This window comes from Streptomyces sp. NPDC101490, assembly GCF_044767145.1.
Lineage (GTDB): Bacteria > Actinomycetota > Actinomycetes > Streptomycetales > Streptomycetaceae > Streptomyces.
Genome location: NZ_JBIWNI010000040.1, coordinates 1 through 19,805 on the forward strand (window position 1 = coordinate 1; position 19,805 = coordinate 19,805).

Consider the following 19,805-nt stretch of genomic DNA (forward strand, 5'->3'; position numbering starts at 1 on the left):
CCGACAGCACAACCCACTCTTCGTCCGAGAGCTCATGCCGCCGCACCATGCACCACATGATGCCCCATCAAGGAGTCTTTGAAGACACGCCCTAGAGGCGTCCATCCCCGCGCGTGCGGGGAGCAGGGAGGGCATGAAGGTGGGCGAGGTCGCCGAGCGGGTCCATCCCCGCACGCGCGGGGAGCAGAGGGCGGTCTCCCCGCCGTACTTCGCGGAGAGGGGTCCATCCCCGCGCGTGCGGGGAGCAGCCTGCGCCGCCCCGGGCGGCAGGCGAGGTCGAGGGTCCATCCCCGCGCGTGCGGGGAGCAGAGCTTGTCTCGCGTCTCAAAGTCGGTTCGCGGGGGTCCATCCCCGCGCGTGCGGGGAGCAGGCTTGACTGCTTCCGAGGTGGGCGTAACCCAGGGGTCCGTCCCCGCGCGTGCGGGGAGCAGTCCCTCGTGCCGAGCAGTCGGTTGTCGTCGTGGGGTTCATCCCCGCCTGTGCGGGGAGCAGACCTCGGGCAGCCTGCACGCCGACAACGGCGGGGGTTCATCCCCGCCTGTGCGGGGAGCAGACCACAGGCTCCTCCATCCACGTCAAGCTGACGGGTTCATCCCCGCCTGTGCGGGGAGCAGCCCTCGCCGGCCTTCTCCTCCACGAGCGCCGCGGGTTCATCCCCGCCTGTGCGGGGAGCAGCCTCCCTGACCTGCAGTTCTACCGCAGGCTCGGCTCGTTCTGAACCACTTTCACCGAAACCGGCAAAGAGGCTATAGCGGTCATAATGTCGATCTGGGCAGGCAGACCGCCGTTCAGGGCTTGACCCTCGCCGACAAGAGCAGGGCTCCGGGAGGGGAGAGGAGGATGAGCCTCTCGGGCGAGCCCAGCGGGCGGTGCTGCCTGGCAAAGGCGCCGGTCGACAGAGAGCTATCCCCGCAGCCTGCGGGGAGCAGTGCCTGTACCGGGATCCCCCGGCAACATGGTCTTCTCCTGCTGTCTCGGGAAGGGGAGGCGGTCAGAAGTGGCGGTGCAGCGAAGAGGGGAAGCGGTGCGTGCGGCCGCTGTGCCGTGGTCGGACGCCGTGAACGCGGACCCGATCGCGGACGAGCTGGGCTGGCTGCGGTACCTGGACGATCTGGGTGTCCCGGAGCCGGAGTTCGTCCTCACGTCGAAGAAGGCGTACGCGACGCTGGCGGACAACGCGGCCTACAGGGCGACGTTCCACGGGTCGGTGTCGCCGTCGACCACGCCGACAGCGACGCTGAACCCGGCGCAGGTGGAATCGGTTCGGGCGACGTACGGGCTGCCGCCGGTCCGTTTCTACAAGGCGCAGGTCCGCGTCGACGGGGTGGCGCAGAGGGTCCTCCCGGAGGACCTGTGGATCTACATCCCGCCGCAGCGGGAGCGGTGGGCCCAGATCCAGTGGGGGCGGACCTGGGACTCCCTGAACCTGACGCGCGGCAGCAACCCGGAGATCCTGCGCGAGGACGCTCCGGGCCTGATTATTACCAGGGGTGTCCAGACGGACCCGGGCCAGATCTGGACGAAGGTGGCCGCCGCCGCGATGCCGGTCATGCACACGCCGGACGCGCACCTCGTCGCGAGCGTGATCTGACGTGGCGCGGCTGGTGAGCGCGGTCCACGTGTTTGACCCGGAGCTGAAGGAGCGGGTCATCCTCCTGTCGGGAGACGAGCCGAGCGCGGCGGTGGCCAGGCTGATCACGGCGCCGAAGGCGTGGGAGGGCGGGAGGGTCCCCGAGGGTCCGGTTGACGAGACGGGAGAGGATGGCGGCCCTGGCGGTCCCGAGGGTACGCCGGAGCCGGAGCCGGAGCCGGAGCCGGAGCCGGAGCCGGAGCCCGAGCCGGAGCCCGAGCCGAAGAAGGTCCCGCCGCGTCGCGGGGGGGCGCAGGACCCAGACGTAGCCCGCGGGGCGCGGCACCCCTCGTGGGCGTCGCGCCCTTCACCGTGGAGGAGGAACCGTGGACGAGGCCGTACGGACGTGGCTGCTCGCACAGCTCGGGCCGGGAACAGACGTGGTGGACCTCGACGCGCGCTACACCCGTCTTCGGTCGGCGCGCGCGGTGGCTCTGGAGGTGCTGGCGGAGAGGCGTGCCGGGCTGCTTGCCGAGCCGCTGCGGCTGTCGGTGGATGGCGTGATGACGGTGGACAACAGCGGCAACCTGACCGGTCTGGAACGGCAGATGGCGGCGGTCGGCGTGGCCGTCGCCCCTGACGAGGCTGGCGCCGGTGGCGACGGTCTGCCGCTCGTGGCCGTCGCGCCGCTGCTGCTCGTTCGTTCCCGCCGGTAGGGGTGAGGAGGTGGCGTACGAGTCTCCGCTGACACTGGGGGACGCTGACGCGAACGCGCCCGCCCTGTACGAGCCCGGCCTCCTGTCGCGCTACGTCCGTTTCTACCCAACCAGGATGATTCGCTCGGTGAAGGCGCCCCGGGAGGTCGCCTTTGCCGAGCGGGTCGCCTCCAGGCATTCCGGGGTGATGCCGAGGTCGGCGGCGAGCGCGAGTACTACCTCCAGGACATCGGCAAGTTCTTCCTCCGCCGCTGGTTGCCCGTCCGCGCTAAGGAACTCCGCGACTTCCTCAGCGAGCTTCTCCTCCAACCGAGTGCGGTACTCGGCTGATGATGCGATGTAGTAGTCCGGGATGGCCCCGCGCTTGCGGATGATCTCCGGAATCCTGTCGCGTACCAACTTGGATGGGCACTGTGGGCGAGTGCCGGTCTGCACCAGGAGCGGGTTCACGGGGCCGGGGTAGATCACGAGAGGCTTCCATTCGGACGTAGAGGAATTCGATGGGATCGGGGATTGCTGGACGAGTACACCGACCCGGACCCTGGCGGCCGGGTCGATGCGGTCGGTTGAGGAGGCCGCTCAGTGGCCGATCTCCCACCCGCGGTGTAGGCGTAGCTCTGTGCCCCGCCCTGATGTGGAGTAGGGGCCCTGGCGCAGGAGAACTTGGCGCCGTCCCCCCGAACCCCAGCTGAATGTCAGTGGTTCGCTTTCTTCTGCTCCGCGCCCTCCTGGAGTTCCAGCATCTCGTTGAAGGCGGAGTTGGCGCCGGGGCGGGTGAGTTCGTCGTAGGTGCCGGTCTCGATGACGTTGCCTGCGTGGAGAACGACGATGCGGTCGGCGAGGCGGGCGTTGGCGAGGCGGTGGGTGATAAAGAGGGTGGCCCGTCCGGCGGCAAGGTTCTTCAGGCGGGTGAAGATCCGGTGTTCGGCGCGGGCGTCGAGGGCTGCGGTGGGTTCGTCCATGACGAGGACGGGGGCGTCGCGGTGGAAGGCGCGGGCGATGGCGAGGCGCTGCCACTGGCCGCCGGAGAGGTCGTGTCCGCCCCACCAGGAGCGGGCGAGGGAGGTGTCGAGGCCGTCGGGGAGCTGGGCGATAACAGTGTCGGCGCCGGAGGCTTCGGCTGCGGCGTGGATGGCGGTGTCGCCTTCGGGGCGGGGCTGGCCGAGGTGGATGTTGGCGCGGGCGTCGAGGGGCCAGCGGGTGTAGTCCTGGGGGACGAGTCCGATGTGGGGGTAGACGGTGGCGGGGTCGGCGTGGGCGAGGTCGATGCCGTCCCAGTGGACGTTTCCGGTGGTGGGGAGGGTACAGGCCGGTGAGTAGTTTGGCCAGGGTCGTCTTACCGGAGCCGTTCTCGCCCACGAGGGCGATGACTTCGCCGCGTTTGAGGTCGAGGTCGATGCCGGTGAGGGCGGGCCGGTCTGCGCCGGGGTAGGTGAAGGAGGCGTCGTTGACGCTGATCACCTCGGGCCCGGTCTGCGGGATGCGGGCGGTGCCGCGGCGGGCTGTCCAGGGTCCGGCGACGGCGAGGAAGCGGTGCCAGTCTCCGAGGGCGAGGGAGGTGCGGAAGAGTCCGGCGCCCGCGCGGACGGTGGTGCCGAGCGCGGCGGAGGCGGTGCGCAGGGCGAGCGCGGCGGCGCCTGCGGCGGCCAGCTCGATGCGGCCGGTGGCGACGAGCAGGACAAGTACGCCCCATGCGGTGGCTGTGCCGAGGGCGGTGAGGGCGTCGCCGATGCCCCGGACGGTGAGGGCCTTGCGGGTCGCGGTGAGCTGTTGGGCTTCCAGGCGGCTGGAGATGATCTGGTACTGGCCGGTGAGGAAGGCGGTCATGGTGCCGGCCCGGACTTCGTCGGCGGTGGCCTGCTCGGTGGTGTAGGAGCGGAAGACGCTGCGCAGGCGGGTGTCGCCCAGGTTGTGGTGGTGGGCTTCGTGCTCGATCCGGGCGGCCCGCACGGCGCCCCAGGCGCAGGGAACGGCCGCGAGGAGGAGCAGGGCGAGGACGGTGGGGTGGAGGACGGCGACGACGGCTGCGGCCGCGGCAATCTGGGCGGCGGCGGAGGTGAGGACCTGGGCGTCGAGGATCAGGTCGCGGGTCTTGTCGGCTCCGTCGGCGGCGGCCTGGCGGGCGTTCTCGAACTCGGGGTCCTCGTAGGCGGCGAGTTCGGCCGCGGTGGAGGCGGCGATGACCCGCAGGTCGGCTTCCCGGACGACCTGCGGGGCCAGGCGGGCGGCGGCGGCGCGGGCGGCGGCGTCGAAGACGTACCGGCCGCAGAGGGCGAGACCGAGGACGGCGAGGGTCCCGGCACGGTCCTGGAGCCTGGCGAGGAGGTCGGCGCTGCTGAACAGCACTCCGAGCACGCGGGTGGTCGCGGTGAGAACGGCGGCGGTGAACAGGGCGGCGGCAATCTGACAGCCGCCCATGGCCAGGACGGCGCGGTGGTCGGTGGCCCAGCCGAGACGGGCGGCCTGACCGAGGGTCCTCGGCAGGCCCCGGGCGATGGCCCAGCTCGACATGGCCGCGTTGGCGTTCTGGTACCGGTCGGAGGTCAGGCGCATGACGGGAGGCTGCCCTGCGGAGGAGGACGGGGGCGCGATGGAAGTGGAAGATCTCACGGGCCCAGGAAGGCGGGCAACGCCCTTGCCGGGCAACGCGTTTGCTAGCGGCCTGCGTACGTCAGAGCCGGTCAGACAATCAGGACGTCGATATGGCGATACGTAATTCACCCGATCGGGGTCCGGGGTGGTGGAGCACCCCCGGACCCCCGGGGCGTTCGGGGGTGCTCCTCAGGGACGGACAGGACCCGGGTGTAGGGGCGGTCTGCGCCGTCGCCGGTGTCGTGGCCGACCGGGCCTTCGGCGGTGTCCACCCAGGCGTGCGCGGCGTCGGGCAGTCGGCGTGCGCCAAGGGCCCAGGAGGCGCGGTACCCGGTGAGGGCGGTGGCGAGGACGGTGGCGAGGCTGATCTCCATGCACGCGATCCTGCCCGGCCACCAGGAGGGGATGACGTACCGGACGGCGGTATCCAGGCGCGCGACCCGCTCGCGGCGTGCGGCGGGGAGGCGGCGCAGGGTCCGGACGGCGGCGACGCGGTGCCGTAGCGGGAGAAGGTGGTGGAAGGCCAGGGAGAGGGCGAGGCCGATGGCGGCGGTGGTCCGTTCGGTCACGGTGGGGGCGTCCAGCGGGGCGGGAACCATCTGTGTCATCGCTTCCACCACCGCCGGGGCGCCGTGCGGGCGGGGTCGGTGAGGAGCCCGTCCCGCTTCCACCGGTCCACAAGGATGTCGATGCCCTGGCGCACGGCGTAGGGGTCGCGGCCCGTGGGGATGGCGAGTTCGTCCGCGAGACCGTTGACGGTGCCGCGGGTGACGATGGCCGTCCAGATCCGTGAGACGTCCGGGCTGAGCATCGACCACCGTTCGGTCCGCAGGTCCAGGAGGAGGATTCCGTGCTCGTCGACGGCGTAGTGGATGTGAGGGGCAGGGCTCAGCATGCCGCCTCCGTGGGCCTGGTCTGGCCGGTGAGCCACCACGAGGTCACCAGCAGGTGGTGGAGTTCCCCGATGCCCGTGGCGCTGCGGCCCTCCGCGACGTGCTGGAGCGTGCTCGTCGCGGCGTCGCTGTCGATCAGGCCGGCCGTGGCCAGGGGGCTGACGGCGAGCAGCTCGGTGAGGAGCCCTTGGTGCTGCTGGAAGGACGCGATCCGCTGCGGGGTGAAGGAGCCCTTCGAGCGGCGCCCGAGCAGCCAGCCGGGCAGGTCCGGCAGAGCTGCGGCGAGCAGGGGCTTGAAGACGTAGAGTCCTCGGCGCGCGAGCGCGGGGACCGCGAACGCGGCCCGTACGACGGTGTTGTCCAGGTAGGGGTGGACCGGGCGCACCCTCAGTGCCTCGGCGTAGGGGGACCAGGCGCGGGCGGAGGCGCCGCCGAGGCGCAGCGCGGACCACTCGTCGTGGATATCGGCCTGCTGTGGGCTCAGCGGGTCGGCGGCGGCCTGCCGCAGCAGCGCGGCGACTTCGGCCCGGCCGTCGGCGGTGAGCCAGGGCGTGGCGGTGCCCAGGCGGCACCAGGACCATCCGGCGGCTGGCGGGCCCGGCTGGAGGCGGTTCTTCTCCAGGCGGGTCGCGGCCTCGTCCAGCGCCCCGGGGCGGCCCAGTGCGGCCGTGTGCCGGAGCTGCTTCCAGTAGGGGCCGGGGGCGATGTTGCGCAGCCGCGCGAACTCGACGACGTGGCGGTGGGCTTCGCGGCGGCGGCCGTCCTGGAGGAGCCGGACCCAGGCTGCGGAGGTGGCGTCGAGGACGACGTCGCCGCCGTGGCCGGTCAGATGCAGGGGCAGTCCCGCGACCGGGGCGAGGTAGGCGCGGTCCATGGCGTAGATCGCGGCGCCGAGGGCCGGCTCGAGGCCGGTCGGCTGGCCCGGGGGGAAGCCGAAGGGCAGGGTGGCTGTGGTGCCTCGTGCGACGGTGTGCCGCAGACCGGCGTGCTGGGCGACCCTGGTGGCGAAGGAGGCGTCCTCGGCGCTGGTGTAGCCGTCGGTGTAGGTGACCGCGTGCACGGCACCCACCCGGTTGGCGAGGAGGGCGGCGGTGGAGGAGTCCAGGCCTCCCGAGAGGTCCGCGCCCACCGTTTCGGTGGCGACGCTGACCCGGTGCTCGACGGCTTCGGTGAGGGCCAGGCCGAACCGGGCCGCCCCCACGTGCAGATCGGAGACCGGAGTGATCGCGGAGACGTCCGCGAGCCGGGGCGGCGCTCCCGGGGTGAGGAGCAGACCGTAGCCGCCGGGCACCAGAGCGATGCCCATGTACGGGCTGCGGCCCGGCCAGTGTTCCCCCGCCGTGATCCGGGCGGCGGCCAGGGCCAGGTCCGGCATCAGCCGCACGCCGAGCTCCCGGACATCGGTGGCCCACCGCCCGGAGGGCGTGTAGTAGACGGGGCGGATTCCCGCCAGGTCCCCGCAGACGAACCGGTGACGCCCGTTGTCCGCGATCACCCAGTACGAGCCCGGCCACACGGTCAGCTCTTCCCACCTGCCCTCTTGCACTGCTGCGAGCGTGCCGCGCAGGTCTTGCTGGGTCGCCGGGCTGTCCCCGGCGACCCAGACCGTGGCGCCCTTCCCCGAGACGCGCAGCACCCGCGTCCCGGGACTGGTGCGGATGCCCGCGAGGCCGCCGCCCGCGCCCTGCATCTCCCCGACCGCCGGTCCAGCGGCGAGCCACTGATCCACCATGCCTCTCTGCCTCCTTCTCGATCCGGAAACGGGCCCGGGGACCAGTGCGACGCGACGCGACGGCCCCCGGGCTGCGTGTGCTCCGAGCCGCTTACTCGAAGTACATGTCCTTGTCGGAGTCGTTGCTGGGCTGGCGGCCCAGGGTGATCGCGGTGACGTCGTGGGTGTTGACCTCGGCGGCGAAGTCGGTGGCGGGAACGCTGGTCTCGGTCTGCTCGGCCATGGCCGGCCTCCTGGATGCTGTGGGTCGTGCCGTGAACGGCTTACTCCCATCACATCCCGCGCCGATGTCTCTGTGTAGAGCGTCAGTTGGGTGCTACTTGGGGAAGAGGTGGGGGGCGTTCAGCAGGTTCGCCACGGCTTGCTGGTGGATGGCGTACACGGTCGGGAGTTCGGCGAGGGATGCCCGCTCGTCGATGCCGTGCAGGCCCTCGTAGGGAACGCCGAACCCGGCGGTGGCGGGGATGCCGTGGACGCCGAGGAGGTTTCCGATGTTGGACGGGCCTGCCGTCTTCGCCCGGACGGCGAGTCCCGCCGTCCGGGCCGCGGACAGCAGAGCGGCGGCGGGCTGATCGTCCTCGCCCAGGCGGAACGGCGGCCAGCAGGCCACCTCGGTGATCTCGGTGCCGACGCGCACCGGCAGCTCGGCGTCGAGCTCGGCGGACGCCTTGCGCACCAGGGTCTCGGCGGCGTGCGCGTCGAAGCCGGGGGTGGTCCGGACGTCCACGTTGAGGTCCACACGGTCCGGAGTGAGGGAGAAGCCCTCGCCACCGTGGAAGGCGGTGACGGTGAGCTTCGGCCCCAGCGGGAACCCGGAGGGGCCGCCGGGCCCCGGGAGAGGGGCGGCGTCCAGCAGCCCCACCAGGCGGGCGGCACGGCTGACGGCGCTGACGACGGTGCGGCTGGAGCCGGAGTGCCCCGCCGGGGCGTGCACGGTGACGGTGGCGCGCCACAGACCGCGGCCGCCGACGACGACCTCCTCCATCCCGGGGTAGCCGATGATCACTCCGGACGGGCGGACCGTGCCGGGATCGGAGAGATAGGCGAGGACCCCACCAAAGTGGCCGGTGTGCTCGTCGGCGTCGAGGAGAACCGAGAGACCGCCCGCGAACTCGTCCCGGTGCTGGGCGAGGTCGGCGGCCAGGTGGCAGAACATCGACACCGCGAGCTTCGAGTCCGCAGCCCCGCGCCCCAGCAGCCACCCGTCACGGACCTCCCCGGAGTCCGGGGGGAAGGTCCAGCGGGAGAGGTCACCGTAGGGGGCGGTGTCCACGCAGGCGTCGAGCGTCCACCAGGGCCCCGGCCGGTTCCCGGCGACCTCCACCAGCAGCCCCACCAGCGCGCCCCCGGGGTCGTGCAGGCGTCTGTGCGGCACCGCGCGGACGGTCAGCCACCGCTCCAGGACTTCGACGACGGGTCCGTAGTCGTCGAGCCCGCCCCGGCTCGGCCGACGGATCAGCTCCTGCGCGAGCCTCACCACCGACCCCACCGTCTCGTTCCACCTAGAATCCCCAGGCCCGGAGGTCATGCCCCATCCACCCCTCTTCGTCATCTGCGGCGAACGGGCAGTTCCCGCACGCTCCGTATCGTGCCCAGCGGCCGGGAGGCCGCGCACGCCTCCCGGCCGTGCCGAACCAGACCGGCCGCCGCCGCAGCGCCCAGAACGACCCCGGAGTCGAACGCGTCAGCGCCGTTCAGCGAGGGCATCGGGACCACGGCTCGGCTCTCCGAGGCCACGAAGACCCGCTCCATCGCCTCGCCGGGCTCCACCAGCCCGATGTTCAGCGTCCGCACCCCGCTGCGGCGCTCCGACGGGTCCCGGATCTCCATGAGCCGCACCAGATGCCCGGCCAGGACAGGATGCCGGGGCGGCCCATAGAGAACCCGGGTGTGCACCAGGCGAGGGTTCCGGGTCAGTGCCGTCTCGATCGCGCCCAGGTACTCCTCCTCCCGGCTCCGGCTCCCCATCACCACCAGCTGCTCCCGCGCCCCGACCACCACCGAGATCATCGCCCTCACCAGATCGGTCCAGGAGGATACGAGGGTGCCCTGCGCGTCGTGGAGCATCTGGCCGACGGAGGCATCCCCGTCCTGGTGGGCGAAGAGCATGTGACCCGGACGGCTGTACAGGACGCACAGCCCGCGCCGGTTGCGCAGCCCCGTTCGGCGTCGGCCCGACTCCCACGCGCTGAGCTGGCTGGTGTCGGTCGAGCCGCCCGTGATCGCGTTCAGCTGTTCGACCGCCTGCTCCAGTGTGAGGTTCTGCTCCAGCCGCGCCCGCTTGAGCGCCGATTCCGGAGTGCTCATCGCCTCCACCTCCTCCTGCTGACTCCGTCGTGCCCAGATGTTTCAGATTGTCGTGCCGGTCGTACAGGTGCTACGGGGACGCGGATTGAGGGAGCGCCCAAGACCGCCGACGGCCGGATGGTGCTCTCGCCCCCCGGGGACCGAGGACGGCGTCACGGCGCCAAGGTCAGGGCGGGGACAAGGAGCCCGCCCCTGAGCCGCGCCTGTGAGCGTGGAGGCTGCTGGGCAGCGGGCCAGGGACGGGAGAATCAGGAAGCGGGGCGGGTCGGGTTGGGGTGCGGTCCGTACGGTGGTGGCTGGACGTAGAGGCAGTGTCCGGCGGGCCCGTCGCGCCAGACCATGAGACCGTCCCGGACCAGGTGACGTGCCGCCCGATTCACCAAATCCTGGCCCGGACCGTGCTGGTAAGCGAGGAGCGTGGCGGGCAGCGCCTCACCCGGCCGGTACTGGCCGCCCAGGACCTTCGCACGGACGACCCGGCCGAAGCGTTCGTCGTCGGGATGCTGTTCGCCGGGCGCCAGGCGCCAGGACCGGCCTCGGCCCGGCCCGACGTGAACGATCTCCCCGAGCACGTCGAGGGCATCGAGAGCACAGGACACATCGACTTCGTGGAGGTCGAGGTCCGAGGCCAGAACACCGGCTGGGGGGAGCGGGGTACCTATCGCGAAGGTGGTCTCCAGGTAGTAGCGGAGCAGACTGAGCACCAGCGCACGACGCCGGACGACACCCCACTGGACGTGCGCGGCACGCTGCGCCTTGTCGGCAAAAGGCTCAGGCATGACCCACCTTCACATCGAGCACGACAGGCAGGTGGTCGGACAGGACACGCGCCTCCGGGACGCCCGGGGAGGCGGCGCCGTAGTCGGTCAGCCACCGGGCCTCGCGCAGCCGCGCCTCGCCGTCGACGTGGCTCAGGTGGGTGCCGATGGCCAGGAAGTCGTGCTCGTCGGAGTTCCCGGCTGTGAGGGGGCGGAGCCGGGCCCGGATCAGGGCGTGGTGGAAGACACCGACGCCGAGAATGCGGCGTCCGAGGAGCCGGAGACGGTCAGGCCGGTAGAGCAGCGTGGTGAAGTTCCGGCCGTCGCCGATGTGCGAGGGCGCCATGCCGAGCCGGTGAGCGACCTGCCACAGGCGCCGCTCGTCCTGCTCCTCCCACCCACCGCACTCGGGCAGGCACAGGACGTCCGGTGCCAGGTCGGCCAGGATCTCCGTCTGAGCGTCGAGACGGTTCTCGTCCGAGCCGTCCACCCCGCCACGCAGGAGGTTCCAGGTCACCGCACGGACCGACCCGGCCGCGATACCGGTCTGGAGGGTGCGGGGTTCGCGCCCGGCCTGGCCGGGCGCGGCATCGGCGTCGGTGGCGGTGGGGGCCGGTGAGGGAGTGCTCATGATCGTCCTCCTGAGGACGTCGGTGCTGGTCAGGATCAAGGGCCCTGGAGGACGATGCCGATGGTCCGGTCGTCCGGGTCGACGCGGTACTGAGTGGCGGTCCGCCACCCGCTGCTGAGGTCGCGGACGTCCGACTGCGTCATCCGCACGAGGTGGTCCCCGGAGACCTCGGTGGTGATGTGCAGGACACCGGAGGGGCGCAGCCACCGGCGGATGTCGGTGATGATCCGTGAGTCCAGGAGGGGAAGGACGTGGCGCAGGGTCACGATGTCCACGGAGCCGGGGCGCAGCGCGGCGGGGGCCTGGTCCACGTCGGCGTCGAACACCTCGTACGCGAGGTGGCCGTAGCGGGCAGGCGGGTGAAGCGCGCGGGCGCGGCCGATGGCGGCCGGGCTGTAGTCGTAGCCGGTGGCGATCATCCCGGAGGCGGCCAGGGTGGCGGTCCACAGGCCGAGCCCGCATCCGATGTCCACGACGGTCTGCCCCGGGGCGGCGCCCGTACGGTCAGCGAAGCGGCCCCGCTCCCCGGGCAGGAGCGGGGCCGGGGTCGAGGTGTGGTCGGCGTACACCTCGTCCCAGTAGTCCCGCGAGCGGTGGGCGGAGCGGAGACCGGTCACGACGGGTCCTCCGTCTCCGTACCGTCGGCGGAGACCGGAGCGGGGGCGTTCTCGTTGCCGGGCCCCGGGCGGCGGGGGCCGAAGGCCGTGTCGAAGAGGCTCTGGGGCAGGGGAATCCACTGCGCACGGCCCATCGAGGGCAGGGCCGCGCCGGGGGTGTGGGTGTTGAGCGGGGGCATGGCGCGGTCCTCTCAGGGGGTGAAAGTGCTGAGCAGAAGGGAGGGGACGGCGGCGCCGACGGCGAGCACGAGAAGGAGCTGCGCGGCGATCTGCCGCCAGCCGATCCCGCGGGCCTCCAGCCGACAGCGCAGGGTCCGGGACGGGACAGACTCCCGGGTCAGCAGGGCGGTGAAGGCGCCGTCCGCTGCGATGCGCCGGAGTTCGCGGACGTAGAGGGTGTCATCCGTGCTGATATCGGACCGGTCGGGGGCAAGCACTCCGTGGACCCAGCGGTTGTTGATGAGGTCCCGCACCGTGCGCCATCCCGGCCAGCACTCGGGGCTACTGCGTGGCCCGGCGCCCATGGAGACCTGGTCGTGGATGACACGGTCCACGGTCCAGCGGCGGGCCTCGGCACGGTGCCGGAGCTGGTCGATGACCGGCTCGGCGTCCTCGCCGTACGAAGTCCGGACGTAGAGCACGACCCGGCGGCCCGGCATGGTGCTTCGGCAGCGTTCCCCCCAGCCGTCATGGTTCAAGCTCCTCCGCAAGATCCAGAGGTGACGGCCGTAGGAACGGCGGCGCAACTGGTGCAGGTGTCGACCGGTGGGCGGCCCGTCGCCCTTCGAGCGGTACGCCGGGCGCGCCAGCTGGTCCTTGAGGATGCGGCCGAGAGCACCGCGCGCATCCGTATGTTCGCGCTCGCCCCTTGTCGCGGCCGTCATCGCTGCGTAGGCCGTGGTCGCGGAGTCTCTGTCTCCGCCGGGTGGTGATGGTGTCGCCTGGAGCCTGGTCATGCCCCCATCGCACCGCTGGACGACGCCTGCGAACAGGGGAATCTGACGGGGGAAAAATCTGTCAAGGGGGGAAATTAAAGGGGGAGATGGCGCCATGATTGGCTTCCTCCGACAGGCAGAGGTCACACTCATGGCAGGCCCGTTCGCCCTACTTCTCTTACAACTTCGGAAGAAGGCCGGTAGATCACAGGAGCAACAGGCCGAGGCAGTCAACGCAGTCTCTGGCCGTGTCACGGTCACGCGCCGCGAGATCAGCCGCTACGAGCGTGGCGAGACCATCCCGACGAACCACACCCTCGGGCACATTGCTGTGGCTTGCGGAGTGCCCTATGAGGAACTGCTGGTAGAGGCGAAGGCGGCTCGCATCAGACGAGCACAAGTTCGTCGTCGCGGAGAACAGGACGAGGAGGACATGAAGCGTCGCACGCTGCTGGAGGGCGCAGTCTTCGGAGCGACCGCAGTTGCTGCCGAGCCCTGGGGGCGACTTGCTGATGCTCTCCGGCGAGGAGCGCGAGTCGACGAGATCTCTGCGAACGCGCTGATCGACCGAGCCGCCGACCTGCACGTCCAAGAGCTCAATCTCAGCGCCCAACTACTGCAGCACAAGGTCGAGTCGCACCTCGACGCGATCACCGCAGTCCTGCCGCGTGCAGGCGGGCACGAACGCGCCCTTGTCATCGCAGCCGGAGAAACAGCGGCGCTCGCCGGCTGGGTGGCCTGGGACCTCGGAGAGCACAAGAGAGCGAACGCCTACTACAAGGTGGCTTCGGAGTGCGCCACGTCCGCTGGATACCTGCCATTGCGGGCGCTCGCGCTCACGTACGCCAGTTACGGGAACCACGACCCCAAGGGCAAGCTCGGCCTCCTGCGCCAGGCCGCCCAGGATGTACGAGGGCGCGGGAACGCGGCCGCTGCCGCGTGGGTGCACGGACGGTACGCGGAGGAGGCTGCTCTGCTGGGCGACTCCACGGAAGCCCTCAATGCCCTGGACCGAGCTCGGTTCGCCTACGACTTCGCGGACCACACCAGTGAGCAGGCATGGGTCCGCTTCGTGACCCCCTACCGGATGGACTCGCTCACACTCTCTGTGTACGGGCAGCTACGGCGGGCGGAGTTGACCATCACCGCGGACGACGCCATAGCTCGCCTCGGGGGCGGACTGCCGGACGGCGGCGTCGTCGTGCTCGGCGATCTCGCAATCGCACTCCTCCGAGGTGGAAACATCGACCAAGCTCTCGATGTCTCCAGGGCGTTCGCGACTGCGGCTCAGGCCAAGCCGAACACGATGGGCAAGGACCGAGCCCGTGCCGTCGCTGCGCTGCTCCCCGCCGGTGAACGTGACCTGGCCCACCACCTTCGTGAGCTTGCAGCATGAGCCTCCATCCGTAATCGGCAGGCGGATGGAGGCCACGACCGCAACGTCAGTCCGTTGCAGTCTCCTCCGCCACCCACGTCAGGTAGGCATCTGAACCCCCGGCCACCGGCAGGGTGATCCACTCAGGCACGTCGTACGAGTGGTGCTCGGCCACCCATGCCGCCAGCTCCGGAAGCCGTTCTGACGTGGTCTTGAAACTGATGCGCCACTCCTTCGCCGTCTCGACGCTGCCCTTCCAGCGGTAGATTGCGGTGAAGGGGGCATCGATGTGCGCGCAAGCAGCGAGGCGGGCCTCGACCGCCCCCAGCGCGAGGGTCTGCGCCTTCTGCTCGTCATCGATAGTCGTCTGCGCGATCACGATCTCAGTCGCCATGCGGCTGCTCCTCCTCGGGCTGTGGTTCTCGACCCTACCCACGCGGCGCGCACTGCGGCGGGCACTGCCAGGAGTGCTCGGTCAGGCGGTCCTCGGAAGCGACGGGCGCGAAGCTCGCGCGCTGGTAGAAGTCGGTCAGGCGGTCCATGTCGGCGCCGAACTCGTCAGTCGGCGTGCACACCACGATCAGGCCCCGGACTGGGCCTTCGGTGACCTCGCCGGCGCCCGTTGCAACCCCCGATAAGGTGCTTTGGTGACTCCTGTATCGCGCAGTGGACCTCGCCTTCACCTCCGTGAACTCCAGCACGACGATGCGGACGGCGTCTTCGCGATCTACGGGAGTCCCGAGGCGACCAAGCACCTTTCGTTCGAGCCGCGTACCGAGGATCAGGTGCGCGGCATCGTGCAACGCTCCATGGACTCCGCTCGGGACGTACCCCGTAGCGAGTACGCGGTGGCCGTTATCGGCCCTGAACGCGATCTGATCGGTTTCGGCCGCTTGGCACACGACCCGCACCAGTTCCGTGCGGCCACCATGGGATTCGCTCTTCGCCCAGATGTCTGGGGACGCGGGTATGGAGTCGCGACAGTCCGCCTTCTCCTGGGGCTGGCCTTCGGAGAGCTGGATCTGCACCGCGTCTGGGGTGCGAGGGCGCCAGGCAACACCGCCTCCGCGCGCACCATGGCCGCTGCTGGGATGGTGGAAGAGGGAACTATCCGGGAGCACATCATCAAGGGTGGTCGTTGGCGCGACTCCGTCGTCCACGCCATTCTGGAGCGAGAGTGGCAGGCTGGTTGCGGCTGAACGCGCTGACGAAGTTGGTGGACGCGTTCGCGGTATCAGCCCCCTACCTGGGTAGACGCTGCCAGGAGTGCTTGGTCAGGCGACTCTCGGGAATGACGGGCGCGAAGCCTGCGCGCTGGTAGAAGTCGGTCAGGCGGTCCATGTCGGCGCCGAACTCGTCAGTCGGCGTGCACACCACGATCAGGCCCCGGGCGTCGGCCTCGGCGCAGACCCGGGCCAGTACCCGGGATGCGTGCCCCTGGCTGCGGTAGCCGATCGAGACCCGGAGGATCTGGAGCTCCAGGACGGTGTCATCGGCGTCCAGGCAGAGGCTCAGCAGACAGCCTGGCGGCATCGACCGTTTCAGCTCTCCGGTCACCTCCTCGGTCCATCCGCTGACGGATCCGTTTGAGTACGGGTTCAGCGCCACGGCTCCTCCTCTCTCCTCCGGCCCACAGGGCGAAGGAGTCTTCTCGTTCGTGTTGCCCATCGTCTTCCTGCGCTGTTCGACTCGGCAAAGCAGTTTCGGGAAGCATCGGGAGGCACCGGGAAAGGCTGTCCAAGGTGAGTAAGTGCCCTCTCTCGTGGTCTGGTTGACCTGCGCATACTGACTTCATGACGACGCCGACCGACCCCCTCTCGCGTGTCCGCGAGCTGGCCGAGGCACGTGTCTGCACGGACAGGGTGCGGATCTACATCCCGGGAAATTTCAACCCCGACACGTGGGAGTCGACCCCCGACGTAGTGCTGTGGGAGGGCCCTGGGTCGATCCTTCCCGACCGCGCGGCCGACGTGAGGGTGACCGTCGGCGATGGACAGGGAACGCCCGTGTCACGGATCGGGCGGTACAGGCTGTTCACCCCGATCTCCGCGCCGGAGCACACGGTGACGCTGACCACGTCGGCGGACCCGGACGCCACAGGCCGCCGGTGGCGTGTCGACGCACCCGTGCGGACGAGCGCGCCGGTGCTGCGCCTGACCTGGCAGACCTACGACACGACCACGAACGGGGGAAGCTGATGGTGATCGATCTGGCGTAGGTCCGTACAAACCTGGAAGCCCTGATGACAGACACGGTCCGAGTCTCCTCGACCGCGCAGGGGTCGAGGGCCCATCCCCACGCGTGCGGGGAGCAGCAGGTCCGCCTCGCCCAGGACGCCGAGGAAGACGGTCCATCCCCGCGCGTGCGGGGAGCAGGCATGCGCCGGTGGAGGGGCAGTCCCATGGAGGCGGTCCATCCCCGCGCGTGCGGGGAGCAGCCTTGCTGACCTGCAGTTTTGCCGCAGGTGTAGTTGGTTCTGGACCACTTTCGCTGAAACCGGCAAAGAGCTCGGAACGGTCAATGTGTCGATCGGGGCGGGTCGGCCGCCCGTCATCCAGGGTCCGGTCTGCATTGCGTGAACAGGGAGTGGGCTTCGGGAGGGGAGGTAGGCCCTTGGGGCGGTGTGTAACCGGTTCACGGTACGTGGTTGCTGGTTGTGATGTGTCTGCATTTGGGAATCCCGGGGGTGTTTTCTGTCAGTTTTCCGGAGGGTGCTCCTTCGCTCTGTGTGACGGTGTATTTCTGCTTCATGGCAAGTGAGGGGGAGGGCCGTTTGGGTCTCCGTAGCAGGCTGGGCGGGCCGGTGCTCGCGTTGTGGGCGAAGCATGACAGGGGCTCGGACGGGTGGCTGTCGTTGTGGCAGCACTTGGAGGACAGTGCGGCTGTCGCTGGAATGCTGTGGGATCACTGGCTGCCGGTGGGTGTGCGCTGTCTGATCGGGGAGGCGTTGCCGGGGGGTGAGGCTGATGGGCGGCGGCTTGCGGTGTGGCTGGCCGGGGTGCATGACATCGGGAAGGCGACGCCGGCGTTCGCCTGTCAGGTGGAGTCCTTGGCTGACGTGATGCGTGGTGTGGGTCTGGGGATGCGTTCGCAGGGGGCTATGGGCCCTGAGCGGAGGCTGGCGCCGCACGGGCTGGCGGGGCAGGTTCTGCTGGGGGAGTGGCTGGAGGAGGAGTTCGGCTGGGAGCCGGAGGATTGCTGGCAGTTCACGGTGGTGGTGGGCGGGCATCACGGGGTGCCGCCGGAGGATGCTCAGATCGGTGCGCTGGAGAACCGGGGGCATTTGCTGTGGTCGTCGGGGAAGTCTCGTGCGGTGTGGCGTCGTGTGCAGCGGGAGCTGCTGGAGGCGTGTGCGGCTGAGTTCGGTGTGTGTGAGCGGCTTGGTTTATGGCGTTCGGTGAGGCTTCCGCAGCCGGTGCAGGTGTTGTTGACGGCTGTGGTGATTGTGTCGGACTGGATTGCGAGCAATCCGGATTTGTTTCCGTATTACCCGCTTGATGTGCCGAGGAGTGGGGCTGAGCGGGTGGCTGCGGCGTGGGCGGGGCTGGATCTGCCGGGCCCGTGGCGTCCTGTGGATCCGGTGGGTTGTGTGGAGGAGTTGTTCGCTTCGCGGTTCGCGCTCCCGGAGGGTGCGCGGGTGCGTCCTGTTCAGGTGGCGGCGGTTGAGCTGGCGCGGTCGCTGGATGTGCCGGGGCTGATGGTGATCGAGGCGCCGATGGGTGAGGGGAAGACGGAGGCGGCGCTGGCTGTGGCGGAGGTGTTCGCTGCCCGGTCGGGTGCGGGGGGTGTGTTTTTCGCTCTGCCGACTATGGCGACGGGGAATGCGATGTTTCCCCGGCTGCTGCGGTGGCTGGAGCGGCTTCCTTCTCTGGAGGGCCGGTCGCATTCGGTTCTGCTGGCGCATTCGAAGGCAGCGTTGAACGAGGACTTCTCCGAGCTGATGCGTGGTGGCCGTCGTGTCGAGGCGGTGGAGGCGGATGCCGAACGCAGTTATTCGGGGTCGGGGTCGTGCCGGGAGGCTGAGGCGGGGCTTGTAGCCCATACATGGCTGCGGGGCCGGAAGAAGGCGATGCTCTCCTCGTTCGTGGCGGGGACTGTGGACCAGTTGCTGTTCACGGGTCTGAAGAGCAAGCACCTGGCGCTGCGGCACCTGGCGGTGGCGGGGAAGGTTGTCATCATCGACGAGGCCCATGCCTACGACACGTATATGGGTGTGTATCTGGACCGTGTGTTGTCGTGGCTGGGTGCCTACAGGGTGCCGGTGGTTGTTCTGTCGGCCACGTTGCCGGCAGGTCGTCGGCGTGAGCTGGTGGAGGCCTACGCCGGGGCCGGGGCGGGTGTGGGCGGTGATGCGGATGGTGCGTTCTCGGCGGTGTCGGAAGCGGTGGAGTACCCGCTGCTGACGGCTGTGGGTGCGGGAGGTGTTCCGGTGGTGCGGCGTCCGGCGGCGTCCGGCCGGAGTGTGCCGGTGCGACTGGAGGGTCTGGATGACGGTCTGGATCTGCTGGCGGACCGGTTGGGCGTGGAGCTCGCGGACGGTGGCTGTGCGCTGGTGGTGCGTAACACGGTGAAGCGGGTGATGGAGACGGCGCGGGTTCTGCGGGAGCGGTTCGGTGATGATGCCGTCACGGTCGCGCATGCCCGTTTTCTCGATCTGGACCGTGCGGTGAACGACAAGGACCTTCTGCGCCGGTTCGGTCCGCCTGGCATGGGGGTGGAGCGGCCGCGGGGGCGGCATGTCGTGGTGGCCAGTCAGGTCGCGGAGCAGTCCCTCGATGTGGACTTCGATGTGCTGGTCACCGATCTGTGCCCGGTGGATCTCCTGCTGCAGCGGATGGGCCGGCTGCACCGGCATCAGCGTGGCGTGGGGCAGGGGGAGCGGCCGGTGAGGCTGCGGGAGCCGCGGTGTGTGGTGACGGGGGCGGACTGGTCGGGGCGGGTGCCGGTGCCGGTGCGGGGGTCGGTCGCTGTGTATGGGCTGTATCCGCTGCTGAGGGCGGCGGCGGTTCTGGGACCGCATCTTGGCGGTGTGCCGGTGCGGCTGCCGGAAGACATCAGTGTGCTGGTGCGCGGCGCGTACGCGGAGGAGGCAGAGGTGCCTGCCGGATGGGAGCAGGCTCTGGCCTCTGCGAGGAGCTTGCAGGGGAAGCAGCGTGCCGCACAGAGAGAGAAGGCGGCGGTGTTCCGGCTCGGTGCCGTCCGTGAGCCGGGTGAGCCGCTGTTCGGGTGGGTGGCCGCAGGGGCGGGGGACGCGGATGACACGCGGGCGGGGCGGGCCCAGGTCCGTGACAGCAGGGAGAGTCTCGAGGTCATCGTGGTCCAGAGGCAGAGCGACGGGCGGCTGCGTACGGTTCCGTGGCTTGGGCAGGACCGCAAGGGCCGGGAGACGGGTGGTCTGGAGCTGCCGCAGGATCAAGTTCCTGCCCCTCGGGCGGCTCGTGTGGCCGCGGCCTGTGGGCTGCGCCTTCCCTTGGAGTTCTCGGGAGAGGTGATGGACCGGGCCATCGCCGAGCTGGAGGGTCTGGTCGTCGATGCGTGGCAGTCGAAGGAGAGTGCATGGCTGGCGGGCGAGCTGATTCTGCCGCTGGACGAGCGTTGTCAGACCCGTCTGGCAGGCTTCTCGCTTCGGTACTCCAACATCGAGGGACTCGAGGTGATCCGTGACGCAGACGCGTGACG

Annotated in this window: 23 protein-coding genes and 2 pseudogenes; 7 read left to right on the plus strand and 18 right to left on the minus strand. The window is 70.2% G+C overall.

What is annotated here, in order from left to right; all coding sequences use genetic code 11:
- The first annotated feature begins 1,024 nt into the window (after positions 1 to 1,024).
- Both ACIRQY_RS34490 and ACIRQY_RS34495 read left to right on the plus strand, forming a co-directional pair.
- Complete coding sequence (locus tag ACIRQY_RS34490) at positions 1,025 to 1,591, plus strand: major capsid protein (RefSeq protein ID WP_403932450.1); 567 nt, start codon at positions 1,025 to 1,027, stop codon at positions 1,589 to 1,591.
- Between the two features lie 365 nt (positions 1,592 to 1,956).
- Entirely contained in the window at positions 1,957 to 2,286 is a 330-nt protein-coding gene (locus tag ACIRQY_RS34495) for a hypothetical protein (RefSeq protein WP_403932453.1), read from the plus strand.
- A 102-nt stretch (positions 2,287 to 2,388) separates the two neighbouring features.
- Here the strand turns inward: ACIRQY_RS34495 and ACIRQY_RS34500 are convergent, their stop codons facing one another.
- From ACIRQY_RS34500 to ACIRQY_RS34515, 4 genes and pseudogenes are all read right to left on the minus strand, one after another.
- Positions 2,389 to 2,736: a hypothetical protein gene (locus ACIRQY_RS34500; RefSeq protein WP_403932455.1), complete on the minus strand. Its 348-nt coding sequence runs from the start codon at positions 2,734 to 2,736 to the stop codon at positions 2,389 to 2,391.
- Positions 2,737 to 2,981: 245 nt separating this feature from the next.
- The gene (locus ACIRQY_RS34505; RefSeq protein WP_403932534.1) at positions 2,982 to 3,248 is read right to left on the minus strand and encodes a hypothetical protein; all 267 of its coding nucleotides are present in this window, start codon (positions 3,246 to 3,248) and stop codon (positions 2,982 to 2,984) included.
- 42 nt (positions 3,249 to 3,290) lie between these two features.
- Positions 3,291 to 3,554, minus strand: a pseudogene (locus tag ACIRQY_RS34510) (ABC transporter ATP-binding protein); the annotation flags it as partial.
- A gap of 79 nt (positions 3,555 to 3,633) precedes the next feature.
- A pseudogene (locus tag ACIRQY_RS34515) lies at positions 3,634 to 3,747 on the minus strand (hypothetical protein); the annotation flags it as partial.
- Positions 3,748 to 3,819: 72 nt separating this feature from the next.
- Here ACIRQY_RS34515 and ACIRQY_RS34520 point away from each other — a divergent pair.
- Positions 3,820 to 4,944 (plus strand): hypothetical protein, encoded by a 1,125-nt coding sequence (locus tag ACIRQY_RS34520; protein WP_403932537.1) that lies wholly within the window; start codon positions 3,820 to 3,822, stop codon positions 4,942 to 4,944.
- A gap of 59 nt (positions 4,945 to 5,003) precedes the next feature.
- Here ACIRQY_RS34520 and ACIRQY_RS34525 read toward each other — a convergent pair whose 3' ends face one another.
- The 11 genes from ACIRQY_RS34525 to ACIRQY_RS34575 all read right to left on the minus strand — a co-directional run bounded on the left by ACIRQY_RS34525 (position 5,004) and on the right by ACIRQY_RS34575 (position 12,514).
- Positions 5,004 to 5,486: a lasso peptide biosynthesis B2 protein gene (locus tag ACIRQY_RS34525; RefSeq protein WP_403932458.1), complete on the minus strand. Its 483-nt coding sequence runs from the start codon at positions 5,484 to 5,486 to the stop codon at positions 5,004 to 5,006.
- Positions 5,483 to 5,773 (minus strand): hypothetical protein, encoded by a 291-nt coding sequence (locus ACIRQY_RS34530; RefSeq protein WP_351786575.1) that lies wholly within the window; start codon positions 5,771 to 5,773, stop codon positions 5,483 to 5,485. The genes ACIRQY_RS34525 and ACIRQY_RS34530 overlap by 4 nt, the downstream gene beginning before the upstream one ends.
- Entirely contained in the window at positions 5,767 to 7,503 is a 1,737-nt protein-coding gene (locus ACIRQY_RS34535; RefSeq protein WP_403932460.1) for an asparagine synthase-related protein, read from the minus strand. The genes ACIRQY_RS34530 and ACIRQY_RS34535 overlap by 7 nt, the downstream gene beginning before the upstream one ends.
- A gap of 91 nt (positions 7,504 to 7,594) precedes the next feature.
- Positions 7,595 to 7,726 carry a hypothetical protein gene (locus tag ACIRQY_RS34540; RefSeq protein WP_403932463.1) on the minus strand — a complete coding sequence of 44 codons (132 nt, stop codon included), beginning with the start codon at positions 7,724 to 7,726 and terminating at the stop codon, positions 7,595 to 7,597.
- Between the two features lie 93 nt (positions 7,727 to 7,819).
- Complete coding sequence (locus tag ACIRQY_RS34545) at positions 7,820 to 9,031, minus strand: M20 family metallopeptidase (RefSeq protein ID WP_403932466.1); 1,212 nt, start codon at positions 9,029 to 9,031, stop codon at positions 7,820 to 7,822.
- Between the two features lie 20 nt (positions 9,032 to 9,051).
- Positions 9,052 to 9,810 carry an XRE family transcriptional regulator gene (locus ACIRQY_RS34550; RefSeq protein WP_351779844.1) on the minus strand — a complete coding sequence of 253 codons (759 nt, stop codon included), beginning with the start codon at positions 9,808 to 9,810 and terminating at the stop codon, positions 9,052 to 9,054.
- 248 nt (positions 9,811 to 10,058) lie between these two features.
- Positions 10,059 to 10,589, minus strand: coding sequence for a hypothetical protein (locus ACIRQY_RS34555; RefSeq protein ID WP_403932469.1), 531 nt, complete (start codon positions 10,587 to 10,589; stop codon positions 10,059 to 10,061).
- On the minus strand, positions 10,582 to 11,199 hold the full coding sequence (locus tag ACIRQY_RS34560) for an endonuclease/exonuclease/phosphatase family protein (protein ID WP_403932472.1): 618 nt from the start codon (positions 11,197 to 11,199) through the stop codon (positions 10,582 to 10,584). Before ACIRQY_RS34560 ends, ACIRQY_RS34555 begins: the two co-directional genes overlap by 8 nt.
- Positions 11,200 to 11,234: 35 nt before the next feature.
- On the minus strand, positions 11,235 to 11,816 hold the full coding sequence (locus tag ACIRQY_RS34565; RefSeq protein WP_403932474.1) for a class I SAM-dependent methyltransferase: 582 nt from the start codon (positions 11,814 to 11,816) through the stop codon (positions 11,235 to 11,237).
- Positions 11,813 to 11,995 (minus strand): hypothetical protein, encoded by a 183-nt coding sequence (locus ACIRQY_RS34570; RefSeq protein WP_403932476.1) that lies wholly within the window; start codon positions 11,993 to 11,995, stop codon positions 11,813 to 11,815. Before ACIRQY_RS34570 ends, ACIRQY_RS34565 begins: the two co-directional genes overlap by 4 nt.
- Positions 11,996 to 12,007: 12 nt before the next feature.
- Positions 12,008 to 12,514, minus strand: coding sequence for a hypothetical protein (locus tag ACIRQY_RS34575; RefSeq protein WP_403932479.1), 507 nt, complete (start codon positions 12,512 to 12,514; stop codon positions 12,008 to 12,010).
- Between the two features lie 352 nt (positions 12,515 to 12,866).
- On the opposite strand from ACIRQY_RS34575, the gene ACIRQY_RS34580 reads away from it, so the two are divergent.
- Positions 12,867 to 14,147 (plus strand): helix-turn-helix transcriptional regulator, encoded by a 1,281-nt coding sequence (locus tag ACIRQY_RS34580; protein WP_403932482.1) that lies wholly within the window; start codon positions 12,867 to 12,869, stop codon positions 14,145 to 14,147.
- 46 nt (positions 14,148 to 14,193) lie between these two features.
- Here ACIRQY_RS34580 and cutA read toward each other — a convergent pair whose 3' ends face one another.
- Both cutA and ACIRQY_RS34590 read right to left on the minus strand, forming a co-directional pair.
- Positions 14,194 to 14,520: a divalent-cation tolerance protein CutA gene (cutA, locus tag ACIRQY_RS34585; RefSeq protein ID WP_403932485.1), complete on the minus strand. Its 327-nt coding sequence runs from the start codon at positions 14,518 to 14,520 to the stop codon at positions 14,194 to 14,196.
- Positions 14,521 to 14,554: 34 nt separating this feature from the next.
- Complete coding sequence (locus ACIRQY_RS34590) at positions 14,555 to 14,701, minus strand: hypothetical protein (RefSeq protein ID WP_351779825.1); 147 nt, start codon at positions 14,699 to 14,701, stop codon at positions 14,555 to 14,557.
- A gap of 72 nt (positions 14,702 to 14,773) precedes the next feature.
- Here ACIRQY_RS34590 and ACIRQY_RS34595 point away from each other — a divergent pair, with 72 nt between their 5' ends.
- Positions 14,774 to 15,325 (plus strand): GNAT family N-acetyltransferase, encoded by a 552-nt coding sequence (locus tag ACIRQY_RS34595; RefSeq protein ID WP_403932488.1) that lies wholly within the window; start codon positions 14,774 to 14,776, stop codon positions 15,323 to 15,325.
- A gap of 43 nt (positions 15,326 to 15,368) precedes the next feature.
- Here ACIRQY_RS34595 and ACIRQY_RS34600 read toward each other — a convergent pair whose 3' ends face one another.
- A complete protein-coding gene (locus ACIRQY_RS34600) occupies positions 15,369 to 15,734 on the minus strand; it encodes a GNAT family N-acetyltransferase (RefSeq protein ID WP_403932491.1) in 366 nt (121 codons plus the stop codon).
- Between the two features lie 185 nt (positions 15,735 to 15,919).
- On the opposite strand from ACIRQY_RS34600, the gene ACIRQY_RS34605 reads away from it, so the two are divergent.
- Complete coding sequence (locus ACIRQY_RS34605; protein WP_403932495.1) at positions 15,920 to 16,324, plus strand: DUF6093 family protein; 405 nt, start codon at positions 15,920 to 15,922, stop codon at positions 16,322 to 16,324.
- Between the two features lie 551 nt (positions 16,325 to 16,875).
- Complete coding sequence (cas3, locus tag ACIRQY_RS34610) at positions 16,876 to 19,803, plus strand: CRISPR-associated helicase Cas3' (protein WP_403932528.1); 2,928 nt, start codon at positions 16,876 to 16,878, stop codon at positions 19,801 to 19,803.
- Positions 19,804 to 19,805: the final 2 nt, after the last annotated feature.